Annotated in this window: 13 protein-coding genes and 1 riboswitch; of the genes, 6 read left to right on the plus strand and 7 right to left on the minus strand. The window is 61.4% G+C overall.

The genetic code is table 11. From position 1 onward, the window contains the following. Window positions 1–56: 56 nt before the first annotated feature. Window positions 57–983: a LysR family transcriptional regulator gene (locus TRP66_RS08510; protein WP_333401082.1), complete on the minus strand. Its 927-nt coding sequence runs from the start codon at window positions 981–983 to the stop codon at window positions 57–59. A 94-nt stretch (window positions 984–1,077) separates the two neighbouring features. Between TRP66_RS08510 and trhA the strand changes: the two genes are divergently transcribed. Beyond that, complete coding sequence (gene trhA / locus TRP66_RS08515) at window positions 1,078–1,692, plus strand: PAQR family membrane homeostasis protein TrhA (RefSeq protein WP_333401338.1); 615 nt, start codon at window positions 1,078–1,080, stop codon at window positions 1,690–1,692. A gap of 88 nt (window positions 1,693–1,780) precedes the next feature. Here the strand turns inward: trhA and TRP66_RS08520 are convergent, their stop codons facing one another. Continuing rightward, complete coding sequence (locus tag TRP66_RS08520) at window positions 1,781–2,500, minus strand: 16S rRNA (uracil(1498)-N(3))-methyltransferase (RefSeq protein WP_333401083.1); 720 nt, start codon at window positions 2,498–2,500, stop codon at window positions 1,781–1,783. A gap of 62 nt (window positions 2,501–2,562) precedes the next feature. After that, window positions 2,563–3,969 carry an adenosylmethionine--8-amino-7-oxononanoate transaminase gene (locus tag TRP66_RS08525; protein ID WP_333401085.1) on the minus strand — a complete coding sequence of 469 codons (1,407 nt, stop codon included), beginning with the start codon at window positions 3,967–3,969 and terminating at the stop codon, window positions 2,563–2,565. A gap of 213 nt (window positions 3,970–4,182) precedes the next feature. Here TRP66_RS08525 and TRP66_RS08530 point away from each other — a divergent pair, with 213 nt between their 5' ends. The 3 genes from TRP66_RS08530 (at window position 4,183) to TRP66_RS08540 (ending at window position 7,535) form a co-directional block, all read left to right on the plus strand. Further along, complete coding sequence (locus TRP66_RS08530; RefSeq protein ID WP_333401086.1) at window positions 4,183–6,009, plus strand: flavin monoamine oxidase family protein; 1,827 nt, start codon at window positions 4,183–4,185, stop codon at window positions 6,007–6,009. 370 nt (window positions 6,010–6,379) lie between these two features. Beyond that, window positions 6,380–6,928, plus strand: a complete 549-nt coding sequence (locus TRP66_RS08535; protein WP_333401087.1) for a cytochrome b — start codon at window positions 6,380–6,382, stop codon at window positions 6,926–6,928. Between the two features lie 28 nt (window positions 6,929–6,956). Then, window positions 6,957–7,535 carry a YceI family protein gene (locus TRP66_RS08540; protein ID WP_333401088.1) on the plus strand — a complete coding sequence of 193 codons (579 nt, stop codon included), beginning with the start codon at window positions 6,957–6,959 and terminating at the stop codon, window positions 7,533–7,535. A gap of 115 nt (window positions 7,536–7,650) precedes the next feature. Here the strand turns inward: TRP66_RS08540 and TRP66_RS08545 are convergent, their stop codons facing one another. The 3 genes from TRP66_RS08545 to ahcY form a co-directional block, all read right to left on the minus strand. Then, window positions 7,651–9,510, minus strand: a complete 1,860-nt coding sequence (locus TRP66_RS08545) for a DEAD/DEAH box helicase (RefSeq protein ID WP_333401089.1) — start codon at window positions 9,508–9,510, stop codon at window positions 7,651–7,653. 300 nt (window positions 9,511–9,810) lie between these two features. Then, window positions 9,811–10,656 (minus strand): methylenetetrahydrofolate reductase [NAD(P)H], encoded by an 846-nt coding sequence (gene metF / locus TRP66_RS08550; RefSeq protein ID WP_333401090.1) that lies wholly within the window; start codon window positions 10,654–10,656, stop codon window positions 9,811–9,813. Window positions 10,657–10,834: 178 nt separating this feature from the next. After that, on the minus strand, window positions 10,835–12,244 hold the full coding sequence (gene ahcY / locus TRP66_RS08555; protein ID WP_333401091.1) for an adenosylhomocysteinase: 1,410 nt from the start codon (window positions 12,242–12,244) through the stop codon (window positions 10,835–10,837). A 23-nt stretch (window positions 12,245–12,267) separates the two neighbouring features. Continuing rightward, a riboswitch (S-adenosyl-L-homocysteine riboswitch) is annotated at window positions 12,268–12,373 on the minus strand. A 244-nt stretch (window positions 12,374–12,617) separates the two neighbouring features. Here ahcY and TRP66_RS08560 point away from each other — a divergent pair. Both TRP66_RS08560 and TRP66_RS08565 read left to right on the plus strand, forming a co-directional pair. Then, on the plus strand, window positions 12,618–14,492 hold the full coding sequence (locus TRP66_RS08560; protein ID WP_333401092.1) for a patatin-like phospholipase family protein: 1,875 nt from the start codon (window positions 12,618–12,620) through the stop codon (window positions 14,490–14,492). Between the two features lie 84 nt (window positions 14,493–14,576). Next, the gene (locus tag TRP66_RS08565; RefSeq protein ID WP_333401093.1) at window positions 14,577–14,984 is read left to right on the plus strand and encodes an acyl-CoA thioesterase; all 408 of its coding nucleotides are present in this window, start codon (window positions 14,577–14,579) and stop codon (window positions 14,982–14,984) included. Window positions 14,985–15,283: 299 nt separating this feature from the next. Here the strand turns inward: TRP66_RS08565 and TRP66_RS08570 are convergent, their stop codons facing one another. Continuing rightward, a complete protein-coding gene (locus TRP66_RS08570) occupies window positions 15,284–19,042 on the minus strand; it encodes a hypothetical protein (RefSeq protein WP_333401094.1) in 3,759 nt (1,252 codons plus the stop codon). Between the last annotated feature and the right edge of the window lie 23 nt (window positions 19,043–19,065).

The raw sequence follows: 19,065 nt of genomic DNA on the forward strand, positions 1-19,065 counted from the left end.
GTTGCCGGACGCAGTAACCGTGGGAGGGAGCTTGCTCGCGACAAGAGCGACCCCGGTTACAGCTCCTGTCCAGCCAGCCGCCCTGCATACATCCGGCATTCCGCGACCAGCGCCAGCAGGTTCGGGTCGCGTTCGCGGGATTTTAGGAACACCATGCCGATGTGCTGCTGCATCCGGTAATGCGGCTTGAGCGCTATCAGTCGCACGCGGTTCTCATAGACGGCGGCGATGCGGCCAGGCAGCAGGGCATAGCCTACTCCCGAGCTGACCATGCTCAACAAGGTGAAGATATCGTTGACCTGCATGGCCACAGTCGGCTCGAAACCGGCCTGCTCGAATACCCGAACGCCGTCACGGTGGGTGGCGAAACCCTGGGTGAGGGTGATGAACGTGGCCTCACGCAATTCGCCCAGATCCACCTCGTCCCGGTCGGCGAACGGCGAATCGGTCGGTACGGCAAGAAAGATGTCGTCGGAGAACAACGGCAGACGTTCGCAGTCCGGATCATTGGTGCTGTCGTCCAGCGAAACCAGCATGGCATCGACTTCCATGTTCTTGAGCTTGTCGAGCAGGTCCATGTTCGAACCCAGGATCAGGTCGATGTTGAGTTCGCTGCGCCGAATCTTCAGCCCCATGATCAGCTGCGGCACGGTCTTGACCGTCAGCGAATACAGCGCGCCGAGCTTGAAGCGTGCGGCTGAGAATCCGGCGGCCTGCCGCGTCTGTTCCACGGTGGTGACCACGTCCTGGATCAGCTGGTGCGCATGCTCTTCCAGCACATAGGCGCTCTTGAGCGGGGTCAGGTTCCTGCCTTCATGCTTGAACAGCGGGCAACGCAAGGCGCTTTCCAGCGAATGGATCGCACGATGCACGCTGACGTTGCTGGTCTGCAATTCGGAAGCGGCGCGGGCAAGATTGCCGGTGCGCATGAAGGCGAGGAATATCTCCAGTTTCTTGAGCGTCAGCTCGTCGTCGATCTGCATATCGTTGCGTTTGCCGTATGAGTGCGCGGGTTGCGCCCGAAGACAGGAACCGCGAAGCTTTGCGGTTGTGTCAGGGTAAATGGGTAACGAGCGGATGTATTACGGAGAGAAATTCAACGCATGGTCGCATCTCGTGGGCGCCGTGCTGGCAACGGTAGGCGCGGTGTTGCTGATTATCAAGGCCGCGCTGCAGGGTGATGCCTGGAAAGTGGTCGGCGTCGCGATCTATGGCGTTTGCCTGATCGCGCTGTATAGCGTATCGACGGTCTATCACAGCTTGCGCGGGCGGGCGAAACACATCATGCAGAAGGTCGACCATTTTTCGATCTACCTGATGATCGCCGGCAGTTACACGCCGTTCTGTCTGGTCACGCTGCGAGGCGCCTGGGGCTGGACGCTGTTCGGGATCGTCTGGGGATTGGCGCTGATCGGCATCCTGCAGGAGATCAAGCCGCGTTCGGAGGCGCGGGTGCTGTCCATCGTGATCTACGCGGTGATGGGCTGGATCGTGCTGGTGGCGGTTCAGCCGCTGCTGGCCATTCTGGGTACGGCCGGCTTCATCTGGCTGGCCGGTGGCGGGATTCTGTACACCGTCGGCATCCTGTTCTTCGCCTTCGACCATATCCGCCACTGGCACGGCATCTGGCACCTGTTCGTGATCGGCGGCAGCCTGATGCATTTCGTGGCGATCTGGGGTTATGTGTTGTGAGCGGATTTATCGCCAGCAAGACGGATCGCCGCCCGCTGGCTCCCACCGCGTGCCCAGTGGGAGCCAGCTTGCTGGCGATGCGTACTCTCTAAAAATCCCCCCACAACTGCTGCGCAACGCTGAGCGCCACCACCGGCGCGGTTTCGGTGCGCAATACACGCGGGCCGAGGCGGGCGGCGTGGAAGCCGGCGTCCTGCGCCTGGGCGACTTCGGCGTCGTTCAAGCCGCCTTCCGGGCCGATCAGGAACGCCAGGGTGCCCGGCTTGTCATGGCTGGTCAGCGGCTCTGCGACCGGATGCAAGACCAGCTTGAGATCGGCCTCGGTCTGCCTGAGCCAGTCGGCCAGCGGCATGGGTGAATGAATGACCGGCACGACCGAGCGCCCGCACTGTTCGCAGGCGCTGATCGCGACCTGCTGCCAGTGCGCCTGACGCTTCTCGGCGCGTTCATCTTTGAGGCGCACTTCGCAACGCTCGCTGACGATGGGAGTGATTTCGCTGACCCCAAGCTCGGTTGCTTTCTGGATGGCCCAGTCCATTCGCTCGCCTCGCGACAGGCCCTGGCCCAGATGAACACGCAGCGATGATTCGGCCTGGCCGGGGAAGCTTTCGGTGAGCCGGACATGCACCCGCTTCTTGCCCACTTCCAGCAAGGTCCCGCGAAACTCCTGGCCAGAGCCGTCGAACAGTTGCAGCGCGTCGCCTTCAGCCATGCGCAGCACGCGTCCGATGTAGTGCGCCTGGGCCTCGGGCAGTTCGTGATCGCCAAGGGACAGCGGAGTATCGGTGAAGAAGCGGGACAGTCTCATGGGTTGTCTCTGGCAAAAGTAAGCATTGGGGTGATTCTGATAAAGCTGTCGCGAGTCCGGTTTTAACCCGGATCGCGAAAATCGGGATGGAAGTTTTCCGGTACGGCCACCTGAATGCTGCTGCGCGTGGCAATGTCGATGCCCTCCGAGGCAACTTCGGCGAGGAAATCGATCTGCTCGGGCGTGATCACGTAAGGCGGCAGGAAGTACACGACGCTGCCCAGCGGACGCAGCAACGCGCCGCGTTTGAGTGCGTGCTGGTAGACCTGCATGCCGCGGCGTTCCTGCCACGGATAAGCGACCTTGCCGGCCTTGTCCTGAACCATCTCGATGGCGAGGGCCATGCCGGTCTGGCGCACTTCGGCCACATGCGGATGGTCGGCCAGATGAGCGGTGGCCGTTGCCATGCGCCGGGCCAGCGCCTTGTTGTTCTCGATGACGTTGTCCTGCTCGAAGATGTCGAGCGTCGCCAGCGCGGCGGCGCAGGCCAGCGGATTGCCGGTGTAGCTGTGGGAATGCAGGAAGGCGCGCAGCGTCGGATAGTCGTCGTAGAACGCGTCGTACACCTCATCCGTGGTCAGGCACGCGGCCAGTGGCAGGTAGCCGCCGGTCAGCGCCTTGGACAGGCACAGGAAGTCCGGACGGATGCCGGCCTGCTCACAGGCGAACATCGTCCCGGTGCGACCAAAACCTACCGCGATCTCATCGTGAATCAGGTGCACGCCATAGCGATCACAGGCTTCGCGTAGCAGCTTGAGGTAGATGGGGTGGTACATGCGCATGCCGCCGGCGCCCTGAATCAGCGGCTCGATGATCACCGCCGCGACGCTGGCATGATGCTCGGCCAGGGTCTGCTCCATGACCGCGAACAGGTTGCGCGAATGTTCCTCCCAGCTCATGCCTTCCGGACGGTGGTAGCAATCGGGGCTGGGCACCTTGAGGGTGTCCATCAACAGCGCTTTGTAGGTTTCGGTGAACAGCGGCACGTCGCCGACCGACATCGCCGCCATGGTTTCGCCGTGGTAGCTGTTGGTCAGGGTGACGAAGCGCTTCTTGTCCGGCTGACCGCGATTGAGCCAGTAGTGAAAGCTCATTTTCAACGCCACTTCGATGCACGACGAACCGTTGTCGGCATAGAAGCAGCGGGTCAGACCCTCCGGCGTCAGGTCTACCAGACGCTCTGAAAGCTCGACCACCGGCTGATGACTGAAGCCGGCCAGGATGACATGTTCCAGCTGGTCGACCTGATCCTTGATGCGCTGATTGATCCGGAGGTTGGCATGGCCGAACACATTGACCCACCAAGAGCTGACGGCGTCGAGATAGCGTTTGCCCTCGAAGTCCTCCAGCCAGACGCCTTCTCCACGCTTGATCGGGATCAGCGGCAGCTGTTCATGGTCTTTCATCTGGGTGCAGGGGTGCCACAAGACCTTCAGGTCACGTTGCATCCACTGGTCGTTCAGGCCCATTGGCGGTCTCCGGATAGCAACTCGCAGGATGCGAGGACAAACAATCGCGCAAGCCTATGCAATGCACGGGCGAGCGACAACCTCTTGTGTCGCCGGGACGATGGCATAGAGATGGCTGGCGGCCATCTTTGGCGTGTCGTATGCTGCGCCGCTGTTCGTAATCCCGGGCGTTCCTGGCCCTACCTTCCCTGTGATTTTTTCGGAGTTTGCAGAATGCTTTCCGGGTGGCTGCGCGCCTGCGCGCTGGTGGTAATCGGGTTGGTCAGCGTCACGACGCTCGCCGATGAAAAGAACAAGACCGCAATCGTGGTCGGCGCCGGTCTTGCGGGCCTGACCGCTGCTTATGAGTTGCAGGCCAAGGGCTGGCAAGTGACCGTGCTCGAAGCGCGCCCCAGTCCCGGCGGCCGCTCGGGGCTGGCGACCAGCGAATGGATCGGCAACGCCAAGAGCCAGCCGGTCCTGAATCGTTATCTGGATGCGTTCAAGATCCAGAGCGTCCCGGCGCCCGAGTTCGTCCGCACGCCCAGCTATCTGATCGACGGAGTCCACTTCACCCAAGCGGATCTGGCGGTCAAGCAGCCCGCTACCGCCGAAGCGATCAAGCGCTACGAAGAAACCCTGGACAATCTGGCGCGCTCCATCGAAGACCCGGAAAACCCCGGCTCCAACAGCACCTTGTTCGCACTGGATCAGATCAACGTCGCCAACTGGCTGGATCGCCTGAACCTGCCGGCCACCGCGCGCCAGCTGATCAACCAGGAAATCCGCACACGCTACGACGAGCCGTCGCGCTTGTCGTTGCTGTACTTCGCCCAGCAGTCGCGGGTCCATCGTCCGGCGGACGAGCGCGACCGCCGTGCCGCGCGTCTGCCCGGTGGCAGCGCCGTCCTGGTCCAGGCTTTCGCGGGGCAGATCAAGACCCTCAAGACCAACGCCCCGGTGTCGGCCATCGTACAGGACAAGACCGGCGTGACGGTGAAGGCCGGCGCCGCCAGCTACACCGCGGACTACGTAGTCGTGGCCGTGCCGTTGCGCGCTCTGGCGAAGATCCAGATGACGCCCGCGCTGGACACCAGGCACCAGGCCGCGCTGAAAAGCACCAACTACGGATGGCGCGATCAGATCATGCTCAAGTTCAAGACGCCGGTCTGGGACAGCAAGGCGCGTCTGTCTGGCGAAATCTTCAGCAACACCGGCCTTGGCATGCTGTGGATCGAACCGGCGCTCAAAGGCGGCGCGAACGTGGTCATCAACCTGTCCGGCGACAATGCGCGGATCATGCAGGCCTTTGGTGACAAGCAACTGGTGGATCAGGTGCTGATCCGTCTGCATGCGTTTTATCCTCAGGCACGCGGCGCCTACACCGGTTATGAGATTCGTCGCTACAGCGTCGACCCGACCACGGGCGGGTCTTATCTGGCCTACGGTCCGGGGCAGATCAGCAAATTCTGGCGGGTCTGGGAAAAGCCCGTGCAGCACGTGACTTTCGCCGGCGAGCACACCGACACCTTGTACCCGGGTTCGCTGGAAGGTGCATTGCGCAGCGGTCAGCGCGCGGCGAGTCAGGTCGTCGATCTCGCGGCGGGCAAGTCGTTCGAGCCGGTCAAGGTCGTACCGCCCGCGCCACCTGCTCCGGCCAAGGCCAAAGGCAATTTCTTCACCAACCTGTTCGGCGGCTCTGACGCTGAAGACGTCAAACCTGCAGAGCCTGCCAAGCCGGTCGAGAAAATGCCGGAACCCGCGCCTGTTCAGACTCCGATCCCGGTAGCGCCTGTGATCGCGCCGGTCGAGGCGCCCAAGCCTGTCCCGGCGAAAGCGGATGCCAAGGCACCCGCGAAAAAGTCTTCGGGCAAAGAGCCGGCAAAAAAGGAGCCGGCCAAAAAAGAACCGGCGAAGAAGAAAGAGCCGGTCAAAAAAGAGTCGGGCAGCAAGTCGGCGAAACCCGCTGAAACAAAGAAAACGCCGGCCAAGGGCGAGGCGGTAAAGAAGACTTCCGCCAAGCCGGCCAGCGAGGCAGCGCCCGCCGAGAGCAAGAACTGACTCAGCCAGGCAACAATGCGAAAAGCGCGGTTTTTACACCGCGCTTTTTTGTATGCGTTATCCCGGCGCAACACCCGTCCGGATAAATGTTTCGCGAATTCGCTCGTCCGTTGTACAAGCGGTATTCACCCATTAGCCGTTCATCCGGGCTGCCCAGCCGATAGTCGTCGCAGAGTTTTACCTGAATGGATTTGTCCCGATGCTCAGCGGCGTAACAGCGCTGAAACGCTTGCTGACGAATCTGACATCAACGGCGGTTTCCAAGTCAGCGAAGTGTCATCGAGTTTTTAGATGAGTCAGAGCGAAATTTTGCGCTTTCAATCGATAAATAAGAAGCTAGTCTGTTGGCACTTCTAACAAGGTAATGGCAATGCAGCTACATAACTCATCCGAGCGTTACGGTTTGCTCAGCATCATTCTGCACTGGGGCGTCGCCATTACAGTGTTCGGTCTGTTCGCACTGGGGTTGTGGATGGTCGGTCTGGACTACTATGACTCTTGGCGCAAGGCCGGGCCGGACTTGCATAAAAGCATTGGCCTGACGTTGTTCGCCGTGATGGTGATTCGCCTGGCCTGGCGATTGATCAGCCCACCGCCACCGCCGCTGGACAGTTACAGCCGAGTGACGCGCATCGGCGCTCACCTGGTGCATCTATTTCTGTATGCGGCATTGTTCGCGGTGATGATCGCCGGTTACCTGATTTCCACGGCTGACGGCGTCGGCATTCCGGTGTTCGGCCTGTTCGAAGTGCCGGCTCTGGTAAGCGGGCTGGCTGATCAGGCGGAGACCGCGGGCACGATTCACCTGTATCTGGCCTGGGCCATCGTTGTATTTGCGGTGCTCCACGGTCTTGCTGCGCTGAAACACCATTTCATCGACCGCGACGTGACGCTCAAGCGCATGTTGGGTCGCCACTGATCGTTCAACCAAAAACGGGAATAAAAGTATGTTGAAGAAGTCTCTCGCTGCACTGGCTCTGGGTACCGCTCTGTTGTCCGCCGGTCAGGCCATGGCTGCGGATTATGTGATCGACAAGGAAGGCCAGCACGCTTTCGTCGACTTCAAGATCAGCCACCTGGGTTACAGCTTCATCCACGGTACCTTCAAGGACTGGAATGGCGAGTTCAGCTTCGATGCCGCCAAGCCCGAGGCCAGCAAGATCTCGGTCGAACTCAAGACCGCCAGCCTGTTCACCAACCATGCCGAGCGCGACAAGCACATCAGCAGCAAGGACTTCCTGGACGTTGCCAAGTACCCGGAAGCCAAGTTCGTCTCCACCAGCGTGAAATCCACTGGCGAGAAAACTGCTGACGTGACCGGCGACCTGACTCTGCACGGCGTCACCAAGCCGATCGTGATCAAGGCCACCTTCAACGGTGAAGGCAAGGACCCGTGGGGCGGCTACCGCGCAGGCTTCGACGGCACCTCGACCCTGAACCTGAACGACTTCGGCATCAAAGGCCCAGGCCCGACTTCCCAGACCCTGGACCTGAACATCAGCTTCGAAGGTCTGCAGAAGAAGTAAGCCGCTATCGCCAGCAAGCTGGCTCCTACACATACTGTAGGAGCCAGCTTGCTGGCGATGATACAAACACAAAAACGCCCCGAACCAGTCGGGGCGTTTTTGTTTCTGTCGGCGATCAGCTATCGCGATTACGCGTCAGCAGGGCCGGCTTTTCGCCGCGTGGCCGGCTTGGCAACTGGTCCAGTTGCTCAGCAGACGGGAAACGGTCGAGCTTCGACTCTTTGTGCATGATTTTCGGTTGCGGCTGGCTGTCACGCGCATTGTTGACCGCCGGTTCCGGACGCTGGTCGCGAGCTGGACGGCGGTTACGCGCCTGACCGTCACGCGGCGCGCCGTTGCGCGGAGCCGAACCGTTACGCTTGGGCGCGCCGGTGCCGTTGCTGGAACCGCTACGGCCGCTGCCATTGGTGTTGCGACCCTGACCTGCCGGGCGAGCCGCGCCGCCAGCAGCCGGGGCGGCACCTGGACGGCGACCACGACCTTGCTGCTTGCCTTGATACGGGCTCACGTAGTCGGCACGATTACCGAAGTTATCGACATCGTCATCCAGAAACTCGTCGGGAGCGCGGTCCGGAGCCGGACGCGGAGCGCCTTGGGCGGCGCGTTGCTCGCCACGTGGTGTCCCCTGGCGCGGTTTTCTTTCGCGAGGCTGACGGGCAGGGCGTTCTTCACCGGACGCAGCCGCGGCCGGTTTTTCCTTGCCCTTGTCCTTGCCTTTGTCGCGACGGCCACCGTTGTTCTTGTCGCCTTCGCTGCGTTGTCCACGGCCACGCCCATTGCGGGTATCGGGCCGCTCACGTACTTCCGGCTTCTCGGCTTCGACCGCCGACATGTCGAAGCCCATCAGATCCCCGTCCGGAATCTTCTGCTTGGTCATGCGCTCGATGCTTTTGAGCAGCTTCTCTTCGTCCGGCGCCACCAGCGAGATGGCTTCACCGGTACGACCGGCGCGGCCGGTACGGCCGATACGGTGCACGTAGTCTTCATCGACGTTGGGCAGCTCGAAGTTGACCACGTGCGGCAGCTGGTCGATGTCCAGGCCGCGTGCGGCGATGTCGGTCGCGACCATGATACGTACGTCACCGGCCTTGAAGTCGGCCAGCGCCTTGGTGCGCGCGTTCTGGCTCTTGTTGCCGTGGATCGCGACAGCGCTCAGGCCGTGCTTGTCCAGGTACTCGGCCAGACGGTTGGCGCCGTGCTTGGTGCGGGTGAAGACCAGTACCTGTTCCCAGGCGCCGAGCGTGATCAGATGCGCCAGCAGGGCACGCTTGTGGCTCGAAGGCAGGCGGAAGACACGCTGTTCGATCCGCTCGACCGTGGTGTTGGGTGGCGTGACTTCGATGCGTTCCGGGTTGTGCAGCAACTTGCCGGCCAGCGCCGTGATGTCGGCGGAGAAGGTCGCCGAGAACAGCAGGTTCTGGCGTTTGGCGGGCAGGCGCGCAAGGACCTTCTTCACATCGTGTACGAAACCCATGTCCAGCATGCGGTCGGCTTCGTCGAGCACGAGGATTTCAACGTGGGACAGATCGACACTGCCCTGGCCGGCCAAGTCCAGCAGGCGGCCGGGGCAGGCCACCAGCACGTCGACGCCGCGCGCCATGGCCTGGACCTGCGGGTTCATGCCGACACCGCCGAAGATGCAGGCGCTGACGAACTTCAGGTCGCGGGCGTATAGCTTGAAGCTGTCGTGCACCTGCGCGGCCAGTTCGCGGGTCGGGGTCAGGACCAGCACACGCGGTTGGCGCGGGCCGTGACGCTGGGATTTGTCCGGATGACCGTTGGGAAACAGCCGCTCCAGAATCGGGAGGGCGAAGCCACCGGTTTTACCAGTACCTGTCTGTGCCGCCACCATCAGGTCGCGACCTTGCAACACGGCGGGAATGGCCCGCTGTTGCACCGGAGTAGGCTGGGTGTAGCCCGCTGCCTCGATGGCGCGGACTAGAGCCTCGGAGAGACCGAGGGAAGCAAAGGACATGAGTAATCCTGTTCTGTTGGAGCTTAAGCTCAAGGGATGTCTTGCCTGGCGCGAATGGCGTGTATGGACAACGCGATCCCGTCCGGTCCTGCGGGGTCTTTAGTGCATCTTGTCACGTCGGCGCGGGATGAAAAATGCGCTATAGGCGTGAACGAGGTGACTTCTGCAAGACCGAGCGTCCGGGCGTAAGCCTGGCGGGAAGGCTGGAGTATAACAGAGCAAACGCAGCGCGCTGCTTTCCTGCCGCTTAACGGCGCGGGTTGCGGCGCAAGGCCGCGGACCCGCGTTGGTCGGTCGATCTCAGCGGGGCAGCTTGAGATTGTTCCAGACCGCCAGGCTTGGTTCAGCCTGGTTCAAGGTGTAGAAATGCAGGCCCGGCGCGCCGCCCTGTAGCAGACGGTCGCACATTTCGGTGATGACCTGCTCGCCGAACGCCTGAATGCTGGCGGTATCGTCGCCGTAGGCTTCCAGTTGCTTGCGGATCCAGCGCGGGATTTCCGCGCCGCAGGCGTCCGAGAAGCGCGCCAGCTTGGTGTAGTTGGTGATCGGCATGATGCCCGGCACGATCGGGATGGTCACGCCCAGCTTCTCCACGCGCTCGACGAAATGGAAGTAGCTGTCGGCATTGAAGAAGTATTGGGTGATCGCACTGTCGGCGCCGGCATTGGCCTTGTTGACGAAGTGCTTGAGGTCGTCTTCGAAGTTGCGCGCCTGCGGATGCATTTCCGGGTAAGCGGCGATTTCGATGTCGAAATGGCTGCCGGTTTCTTCGCGAATGAAGGTCACCAGATCATTGGCGTGACGCAGCTCGCCGCTGGCCATGCCCATGCCGGACGGCAGGTCGCCGCGCAAGGCAACGATGCGCTTGATGCCGGCCTCGCGATACTGGGCGAGCAGGCTGCGCAGGTCTTGCTTGCTGTCACCGACGCACGACAGGTGCGGCGCGGCAGGTACTTTCACTTCGTTTTCCAGCTGCAGCACGGTGTTCATCGTGCGGTCGCGGGTCGAACCACCGGCACCGTAGGTGCAGGAGAAAAAATCGGGGTTGTAGCTTGCCAGCTGACGCGCGACGGTCAGCAGCTTTTCATGGCCAGCGTCGGTCTTCGTCGGGAAGAACTCGAAGCTGAAACGACGGACTTGGCTCATAGGGCCGATCTCATGTAGGAGCGGATTCATCCGCGAAAGCTCGGATAGACGCCGATCTCGTGTAGGAGCGGACTTGTCCGCGAAAAGGTCGGAACGACCTCCGGACAATGGTCGCGAGCGCCATGCGCTCGATCGCGGGCAAGCCCGCTCCTACAAGGGAGCAGGCATGCCCCGACAATCAGTAGCGATAGGCATCCGGCTTGAACGGACCTTCGACGGTCACGCCGATGTAGTCGGCCTGGGTCTTGGTCAGTTTGGTTACCACGCCGCCGAAGCCGCGCACCATTTCCAGCGCCACTTCTTCGTCCAGCTTCTTGGGCAGCACTTCGACGGTCAGACGCTGGGCCTTGTGCTCCGGCGACAGATCGGCGTACTTCTGCTCGAACAGGAAGATCTGGGCCAGTACCTGGTTGGCGAACGAACCGTCCATGATGCGGCTTGGGTGGCCGGTTGCGTTGCCCAGGTTCACCAGACGACCTTCGGCCAGCAGGATCAGGTAGTCGTCGTTCTGCGGATCGAACGAACCGGCGCCGGTGCGGTGGATCTTGTGCACCTGTGGCTTGACCTCTTCCCATGCCCAGTTCTTGCGCATGAAAGCGGTGTCGATTTCGTTGTCGAAGTGACCGATGTTGCACACCACGGCACGCTTTTTCAGGGCCTTGAGCATGTTGGCATCGCAGACGTTGACGTTACCGGTGGTGGTGACGATCAGGTCGATCTTGCCCAGCAGCGCCTTGTCGGTGCATGCCTCGGTGCCGTCGTTCTCGCCATTGATGAACGGCGAAACCACTTCGAAACCGTCCATGCAGGCCTGCATGGCGCAGATCGGGTCGACTTCGGTGACCTTGACGATCATGCCTTCCTGACGCAGGGACTGGGCCGAACCCTTGCCCACGTCGCCGTAGCCGATCACCAGCGCCTGCTTGCCGGACAGCAGGTGGTCGGTACCGCGCTTGATCGCGTCGTTCAGGCTGTGACGGCAACCGTACTTGTTGTCGTTCTTGCTCTTGGTGACGGAGTCGTTGACGTTGATTGCCGGGATCTTCAGCTCACCCTTGGCCAGCATGTCCAGCAGACGATGCACACCGGTGGTGGTCTCTTCGGTGACGCCGTGGATCTTCTCCAGCATCGCCGGGTATTTCTTGTGCAGGATCTCGGTCAGGTCACCGCCGTCGTCGAGGATCATGTTGGCATCCCAAGGCTTGCCGTCCTTGAGGATGGTCTGCTCGATGCACCACTCGTATTCTTCTTCGGTCTCGCCTTTCCAGGCGAAAACAGGGATGCCGGCGGCGGCGATGGCGGCAGCGGCCTGGTCCTGGGTGGAGAAGATGTTGCAGGACGACCAGCGAACTTCGGCACCCAGGGCAACCAGGGTCTCGATCAGCACGGCAGTCTGAATGGTCATGTGGATGCAGCCCAGAATCTTCGCGCCCTTGAGCGGCTGGGACCCAGCGTACTTGCGGCGCAGGCCCATCAGAGCCGGCATTTCGGATTCGGCGATGAAGGTTTCGCGGCGGCCCCAGGCAGCCAGGGAAATGTCGGCGACCTTGTAGTCGTTGAATTCTGCGGGCGTGATTACAGCACTCATTGAGAGTCTCCATTCCATAAAAATGCGAATGGGCGCCGTTGTGCGTTTAAGGCTGGCCGGCCGGTCGGCCGATCAAGCAACGCCCCATCCGAGCCTGACAGGAAACCTGCTGCAGCGCCCCTCGGACAGGTGGCGGGAACGGCATCGAGCGATGATGACCGTTTTGAAACGTCCGGCAGTATAGCCGCGCTGGGTTCCGGACCCAAGGCTTTCTATCGGTTCCTTGTGTATCGGCAGGCTCTGCCGCAGCTGTATGGCGATATATACATTTACCGCACCTTGCGTCGGCGCGGCTCGTAACCTCGAAGCCGTTCACATGGAAGCCGGCAGTTGCCGCTTTCCGTCATAGCGCGAATGCGCAAGGAGCAACACCATGAATTTCAACTCGAATGGATTCGAGTCCAGCGCCGGCGGCGTGTCGTCTGGCGAACCAGACATTCTCGTTCGCGATGCAGGCCCCAGGCATATCACTATCACCGGGCAAGCGGACGGTACCTGCCATCTGGAACTGGCCGGCGCACCCATTGCCAGGCTCATTCTGAGCGGCGGCGGAGCCAAGGGTTTCGCCTATTCGGGCGCCGTGACCGCCCTGGAGAAGCTTGGCGTGATGCCGGGGATCGCTTCGGTGCATGGCTCGTCGGCCGGCGCCATCATGGCCGCCCTGATCGCCTCGGGCATGGACGCGGCACGCTTCGATGCGCTGAGCGACGATACCGATCTGCTGTCATTGCTCGACAGCCCCAACGAAGCCGTCAGCTGGTTGCAGCGCGGTTTTGCCCGGGTGGGGGAAATGGCGGAAAAAGCCCTGCCGGGCACCGTCGGCGGCTTTACGCGACTGCTGTTGAGCGTGCTGCCACGGGTGCAATCGGAAGCCGTGCCGCTGCAAACGCTGATCCGCGATCAGACGCGCATCGCGGTGCTGTCGCTGATAAACGAAGGCCATCCCGCCGAAATCCTGGCCATTGGCAAGCGTCTGGAGGCAGGCGGAGTCGTGACCTTCAATGACCTGGCGGTGCTCAACCGGCATATTCCGCAGATCAAGCAGCTCAACATCACCGGCACGGCCATGCTGGGTGAAGTCCCCCAACTGGTGGTGTTCAGCGCGGCGCTGACGCCCGACCTGGACATCGCCATCGCGGCCCACGTTTCCGCGTCCCTGCCGGTAGTCTTCCGTCAGCCGGGCCAGAGTGGGCTCGGATTTCAGGAACTCGATGAGCTGACCTTCTTTCAGGACGGCGGAGTCCTGCTCAATACGCCAGTGCCGCAACTGGTGGACCCGGCTCTTGCGACCGACCTGCTGTCCGGGTCGGACATGCTGATTCTGAAATTCGAAAAAGCCCCTTCGTCCGGCGAGCGCGGGGGGCTGAAAAAAGTGCTGAAAGACTGGTTCGTCGGTGCCCCGGTAGCGGCGGGCCGTGAGTATCAGAATCTGACCCTCAAGACCTTTGCCGCGCAGACCGTCATCGTTCCTCTGCGCACCGAGAAGGGCGATTTTTCCAGCGCGCTGGGCGGCACGCTGAATTTCACCATGAGCCGGGAGATTCGCAACCATCTGCAGGAGCGCCTGGAGCAGGCGGTCACCGCGCATCTGGTCGAGCGCACGGCGCGGCGGGAGCGCTACGAGTTCGCGTCGCTGACCGAGGCCCTGTTCAGTCTCGATGATGCCATGCTGGCCGACATCCAGCCGCTGGCAGCCGGCAGCGTGGTCAGCGAAGCGGTGGCCTGGCGTTCCAGGACGCGTGAGATCCTGATGCGTCTGAACACGCGAGTCGAGGCGGGGGGCAGCGGTTCGGCGTTCACCCTGACCCGCGAAATGCAGAACGACATCGAGCAACTGGACGCGCTGGCAACGGATGCCACCCGTCTGCAATGGCTGGCGCTGGAGTTCAACCGCTATGACCTGCGAGGCGCCGGCCGCCTGCTCGACAGCCTGCGTGGTCAGGACCCGTCATCGACCGTGCTGGGCGCTGCGATGCGAGAAAAACGCAAGCGGGAAATTCGCACCATTGCGGGCAACATTCGCAAGGCGGTGATCTTCCCGTCCCTGCATCTGTTCATGCAGACAAGCGACAACACCGAGGTGCTGCTGCGCGCGGATCAGATGCTGTTGCAGGCGACGGCGGCGGAGGAGGTCAACCGCGTGCTGGATGAGATCATTCACAAGTATCGGTCGCGCAACCGGCTGCCGGGTAAGTGGTGGACGCCGAGAACGGTCGAGCTGGCGACGGCCTGGAAAATTCGTGAATGAAGGCGATACAGCGAAATCATGGGCGCGGGCGGGATGCTCTGCCATGATGTCGGGCATCTTTATGGCAGATGGTCAGGAGTGCACATGAACTTTCATACCCGCAAATGGGTTAAACCCGAAGATCTGAATCCCAACGGCACCCTGTTTGGCGGCAGCCTGTTGCGCTGGATCGATGAAGAAGCGGCCATCTACGCGATCGTTCAACTGGGCAATCAGCGCGTGGTCACCAAGTACATCTCCGAAATCAATTTCGTCAGCGCTTCCCGGCAGGGCGACATCATCGAGCTGGGTATCACCGCGACCGAATTCGGCCGCACCTCGATCACCCTGACCTGCCAGGTGCGCAACAAGATCACCCGCAAGAGCATCCTGACCGTGGAGAAGATGGTGTTCGTCAACCTCGGCGAAGACGGCCTGCCCGCGCCGCACGGGCGTACCGAAATCCGCTATATCAAGGACCAGTTCGACATCCCCGCAGGCGAAGGCGCATAGGACCCGTAGGAGCGGATTCATCCGCGAAAAATCGCCAAGCCCACCGAATACGGTGTCTGCCACGGCCTTTTCGCGGATGAATCCGCTCCTACAGCTGGCCGACAGCGGCTCGGCAGCGCATTCATGTTGTCGCGAGCAAGCTCCCTCCCACGGTGACCGCCTGATAAATCGGAAAGATTCGGGCACGTGGTTGCTTGTGGGAGCCAGCGGGCGGCGATCCGTCTTGCTGGCGATGCGGTGAGTCAGATACAACGCGTCGTTTGCATCGCCAGCAAGCTGGCTCCTACAGGGGTGTGTAGTTAGCGGTAGCGGATCTGTGGCTTGGGCTTTTCGTAGAACACCGATTCGCCTGGTGTGCGTTCCACGACGTCGATCAGCTTGAGCCAGGTGTCCAGATCGTCGGTGCTGATCTTGGTGTCGGCCTTGTCCTTTTTCCAGAGGCTGTCCAGCAGGTTGAAGAAGCCGGTGTCGTTGAGCAGGAACTTCGCCGCGGCCTTTTCCTTGTCGTCGCCGTCGTTGAGGATCTTTTCCAGGTCTTTCTTGCTGACGATATCGTCCTTGCCGTTCCAGTCATCCCACTTGTCGCGGATGGTTTCGATCTCTTCCTTGTGCGCTTCGTAGAAGGCCTTGTTGTAGACGTCCATCGGCAGGCCGTTGGTGTTTTCGCCGTAGATGCCGTTCTGGTCCTTGTGCAGGCTTTCGTCCAGGCGAATCATCGATGAGCCTTGGTCCTGCGGCGTTTCCTGGAAGTGTTTCCATTCCTCGGTCTGGTAATCGAAGATGCTCTGGTCCGTCGGCGCGTCCCGGCCGTCGTATTCGTAGAAGCTGTAGCGAGCGTATTCCAGCTTGTCGCCCCAGTCGTCCTGGGCGAAGCCGATTTCCGCCTGGTCCTTGAACCACTGGCCTTCCTTGTCGGTGGCCTTCTGTTTTTTCTGGTGATCGACGAACACGCTGATGATCCCGGTGATAATCCCCAGACCCGCGGTAATCAGAAACAGGGGAGCGGTCGCGCCGGCAATGGCACCGATGGGACCCAGCAAGCCCGCAATGCCGATGCCGCCGGCAATGGTGCCGGCGACGCCGGACACGATCTGCAGGCTGCCGTTGGCAATCGCCAAGTCACTGCCGGACTTGATGCCGTCCTTGATGGCGATGCCGCCCATCACGATGTCGGCGATGCTCATGATATCCGGCGCGACGCCCAACACCTTGACCACCGAACCGGCGATACGCGCGGAAACGCCCGGCACTTTCGGCGCGTCGGCACTGCCCACGCTCTCGATATTCTGGGTCACGCTCTGTACATCGAACAGACTGCCCGCGCCACCATTGCCCGCGACGGCCTGGCCCACTGACGCGCGCATGTTGTCGACGACATCGTCGGCCGGTACCGGGCGGTTGTCGGTCTCAAGCATGACGTTGATCGACTCGCGGTCGATTTCGCCGTTGCCAAGCATTTCACTCAGGTTCACCCGCTCGTTGTCGGCTGGCACCGTCTGACCGTTGCGCTCCAGCTGCTCCTCGATACCCGCCACGAAGGCTTCGCGGGTTGGCGGCGTCAGGTCGCGGGCGATGAAATGGTCGACGGCATCGGAGTACAGTTTGTAGACCGAATCCGAGTAGCTGGCGTAACCGGAGCTGGAAACGGATTCCGGAACCGGTGTGTTGGCGGCGCGCTCGAGGTCCGCTGCCAGGTTGCTGGCGTCATCGGCGTCCAGCGGCGGCAGGCCGCTGGCGGCCCGCTGCGCATCGATGCTCTGGCTGATCGTTTCCTGAGTGATGTTCAGGTTGAGGTCTTCGGCCAGTTCATTAAGGTTGCCGTATTTCGAATAATCGGCGGGCGGTGTGCCGCCGGAGCGCTTGACGATATCGTCGAGCAGCTCGCGGCTGACGTCTTGGGACAGCGTGCCGGCTTCGTTGACCTCGTTGATCAGACCGATCTGGTCCATGACGTCGCCGATGCTGCTGCCGACCCGGATACTCTCCAGCTCGTACACGCTGCCCAGCCGGCTTTCCAGCCCTTCGTCGACGCCTGGCACGTTGTGGGTGCTTTGCGCCTCATCGATTTTGGCGCCCCACAGACCTTCCTTGCCCCAGATTTCCGGTACGGATTTGCTCAGTCCCAGGAGTTCGGCAGTGTTGGTATGGGTAAACAGATCGAATACCCCGGTTTTCTCGAACTGCGCGCCCGAGCCCAGGAAAGTGATGAAATCCTTGGCGATCGCCAGACGCTCCAGCGGATCGTCGCTGAGCTGGCCGTTCTTGGCCGACAGCATGTAAATGGCGCCGCCCAGTGAAGTGAAGCCCGCCGCGGTGCCGAACACGCCGCCCTGATTGAGCTTGCCGATGGCTTTCTTGAAGCCTTCCTTGTCCTCGGCGCCGACGTACTTGCCGGCCAGGTTTTCCTCGAATTGCGCCTGAGTGATCTCGCCGGCGTTGAGCTTGTCGAGCTGGCTGGATAAGTCGCTGAGCTTGGTCTTGTCTTCCAGCAGCTCGTTGATGAACTTCTCGATGGTGTCCTGGGTGCGGCGCGGCAGATCCGCCATGCCCTTGATGCCCTGTTTGAGCGCCGAGAAGATGTCCTTGAGCGCCAGCTGTTTGTACTCGTCCGGAATGCCGCCCGGATCGGCCATCAGCTTGTCGACTTCGGCCATGACACTGTTTTTCTTCAGCTCGTTCTGAGCGTCTTTCGCCAGTTCAGGATCAAGCAGTTCGAGGCTGGAGAGCAGCCGCGCGACCTCGGCCTGGCCTTCGGAATTCTTGCCCGCCTTTTCCAGATCGTTGAGATACTCGACGAATTCCAGGCTGGTGAGTTTGCCGTGCAGGTCCTTGGCGAGCGACTCCTTGTCACTGCCGCTGACCTTCTCGATGGCCGCATCGATCTCGGCCTGGTATTCCTTGCCGATCTTGTCTTTCTCGCCGTCGCCGCTGGCGAAGAGTTCGGTCAGTGCCTTGTCGATGCTGTTGCCGTCCAGGATGTCCTGCATGTCGGCATCGGTCAGGGTTTCGCCTTCGTCATCGAACTTGCGCCAGGTCTCCCCGCCGCGCGGGTCTTCGATATAGGGTGTGATGGTACGGCCGCTTTCCATCGACGCCTTGGCCTGGATCGCCATGACCAGCTTGTAGATATCGCTGTCCTTGTCGACTTTCTTTTCGTCCACCAGCTTCTGGTACTTGTCCATCAGGTTCTTGGTGGCGAGCTCCACCACGGTCAGCTCCGCGGAGTCCTTGTCTTTCTCGTCGGACTTCACGCCGGTTTTCTTGCTGAGGATGTCCAGCTCGTCGAGATTGCCCATGCCGTGCTCGTCGCGAATCTTCTGCACGTCGCCCTGCACGTTCGAGCTGTTGACCTCGGCGACCCGGTCATAGAGTTCCTTGTTCTGGAATTCAGACACCACGTACTTTTTGCCGTCGCGCGTTTCGAACTGGATGACGCCGTTGCCGAATTCATCCCTCGAGCCGGTCAGTACGATGTCATGTTCGGCGACATACAGGTTTTCGTCCGCCAGCTCGCGCCCGGCGTTGTTGACCCGGTCCTCCAGCGTGAAGCGTGACAGGCCCATCTGCTGGGCGGCGGCGAACAGCTCGGGGGTCAGCGCCTTGGATACCGTGATCTTTTCGCCATCGTGCTTGACCAGCGTGACCACCTCGGCGGTCTCCAGGTCGCCTTGCCATTCAAAACTCTTGATGTCGCCCCAGGCCGGCATTTCGGTGTTGCGGTCGGCAACGGGGGTGCCGTCTTCGATGGCCTTGTCGATCTGGGCTTTCTGGGACGGGGACTCGTTCAGATCAAGCAGTTGGGTGAGGAATTTGAACAGTTGCGGGTTGGTCGAAGCTGCCACGATGACGCCCTGGCCATCGCGCTCGTAATGCATGTCGCCGTTTTCCAGAACCGACACCTTGGTGCCATCGATCGGCGGCCAGACTTCGTTGTCCGTAGCGATGCGATCAGGCTTCTTCGCATTCTGGTCTTTGTTGGTCGACAGGCTGCGGCGCAGTTTGGCGTCGAAGTCGGGAAGGGAATCGCCGGGCACATTGGAGTTGGGTTGAACGTTCATGGCGCCTCGCAAGATAAGGCTGA

Origin of the sequence: Pseudomonas sp. JDS28PS106 (assembly GCF_036706555.1) — a bacterium.
In the GTDB taxonomy this organism is placed as follows: domain Bacteria; phylum Pseudomonadota; class Gammaproteobacteria; order Pseudomonadales; family Pseudomonadaceae; genus Aquipseudomonas.

Bases quoted from the DNA above. Each gene is read 5' to 3' on its own strand.
- TRP66_RS08510 (WP_333401082.1), bottom strand. From the start codon at position 983: ATGCAGATCGACGACGAGCTGACGCTCAAGAAACTGGAGATATTCCTC.
- trhA (WP_333401338.1), top strand. From the start codon at position 1,078: ATGTATTACGGAGAGAAATTCAACGCATGGTCGCATCTCGTGGGCGCC.
- TRP66_RS08520 (WP_333401083.1), bottom strand. From the start codon at position 2,500: ATGAGACTGTCCCGCTTCTTCACCGATACTCCGCTGTCCCTTGGCGAT.
- TRP66_RS08525 (WP_333401085.1), bottom strand. From the start codon at position 3,969: ATGGGCCTGAACGACCAGTGGATGCAACGTGACCTGAAGGTCTTGTGG.
- TRP66_RS08530 (WP_333401086.1), top strand. From the start codon at position 4,183: ATGCTTTCCGGGTGGCTGCGCGCCTGCGCGCTGGTGGTAATCGGGTTG.
- TRP66_RS08535 (WP_333401087.1), top strand. From the start codon at position 6,380: ATGCAGCTACATAACTCATCCGAGCGTTACGGTTTGCTCAGCATCATT.
- TRP66_RS08540 (WP_333401088.1), top strand. From the start codon at position 6,957: ATGTTGAAGAAGTCTCTCGCTGCACTGGCTCTGGGTACCGCTCTGTTG.
- TRP66_RS08545 (WP_333401089.1), bottom strand. From the start codon at position 9,510: ATGTCCTTTGCTTCCCTCGGTCTCTCCGAGGCTCTAGTCCGCGCCATC.
- metF (WP_333401090.1), bottom strand. From the start codon at position 10,656: ATGAGCCAAGTCCGTCGTTTCAGCTTCGAGTTCTTCCCGACGAAGACC.
- ahcY (WP_333401091.1), bottom strand. From the start codon at position 12,244: ATGAGTGCTGTAATCACGCCCGCAGAATTCAACGACTACAAGGTCGCC.
- TRP66_RS08560 (WP_333401092.1), top strand. From the start codon at position 12,618: ATGAATTTCAACTCGAATGGATTCGAGTCCAGCGCCGGCGGCGTGTCG.
- TRP66_RS08565 (WP_333401093.1), top strand. From the start codon at position 14,577: ATGAACTTTCATACCCGCAAATGGGTTAAACCCGAAGATCTGAATCCC.
- TRP66_RS08570 (WP_333401094.1), bottom strand. From the start codon at position 19,042: ATGAACGTTCAACCCAACTCCAATGTGCCCGGCGATTCCCTTCCCGAC.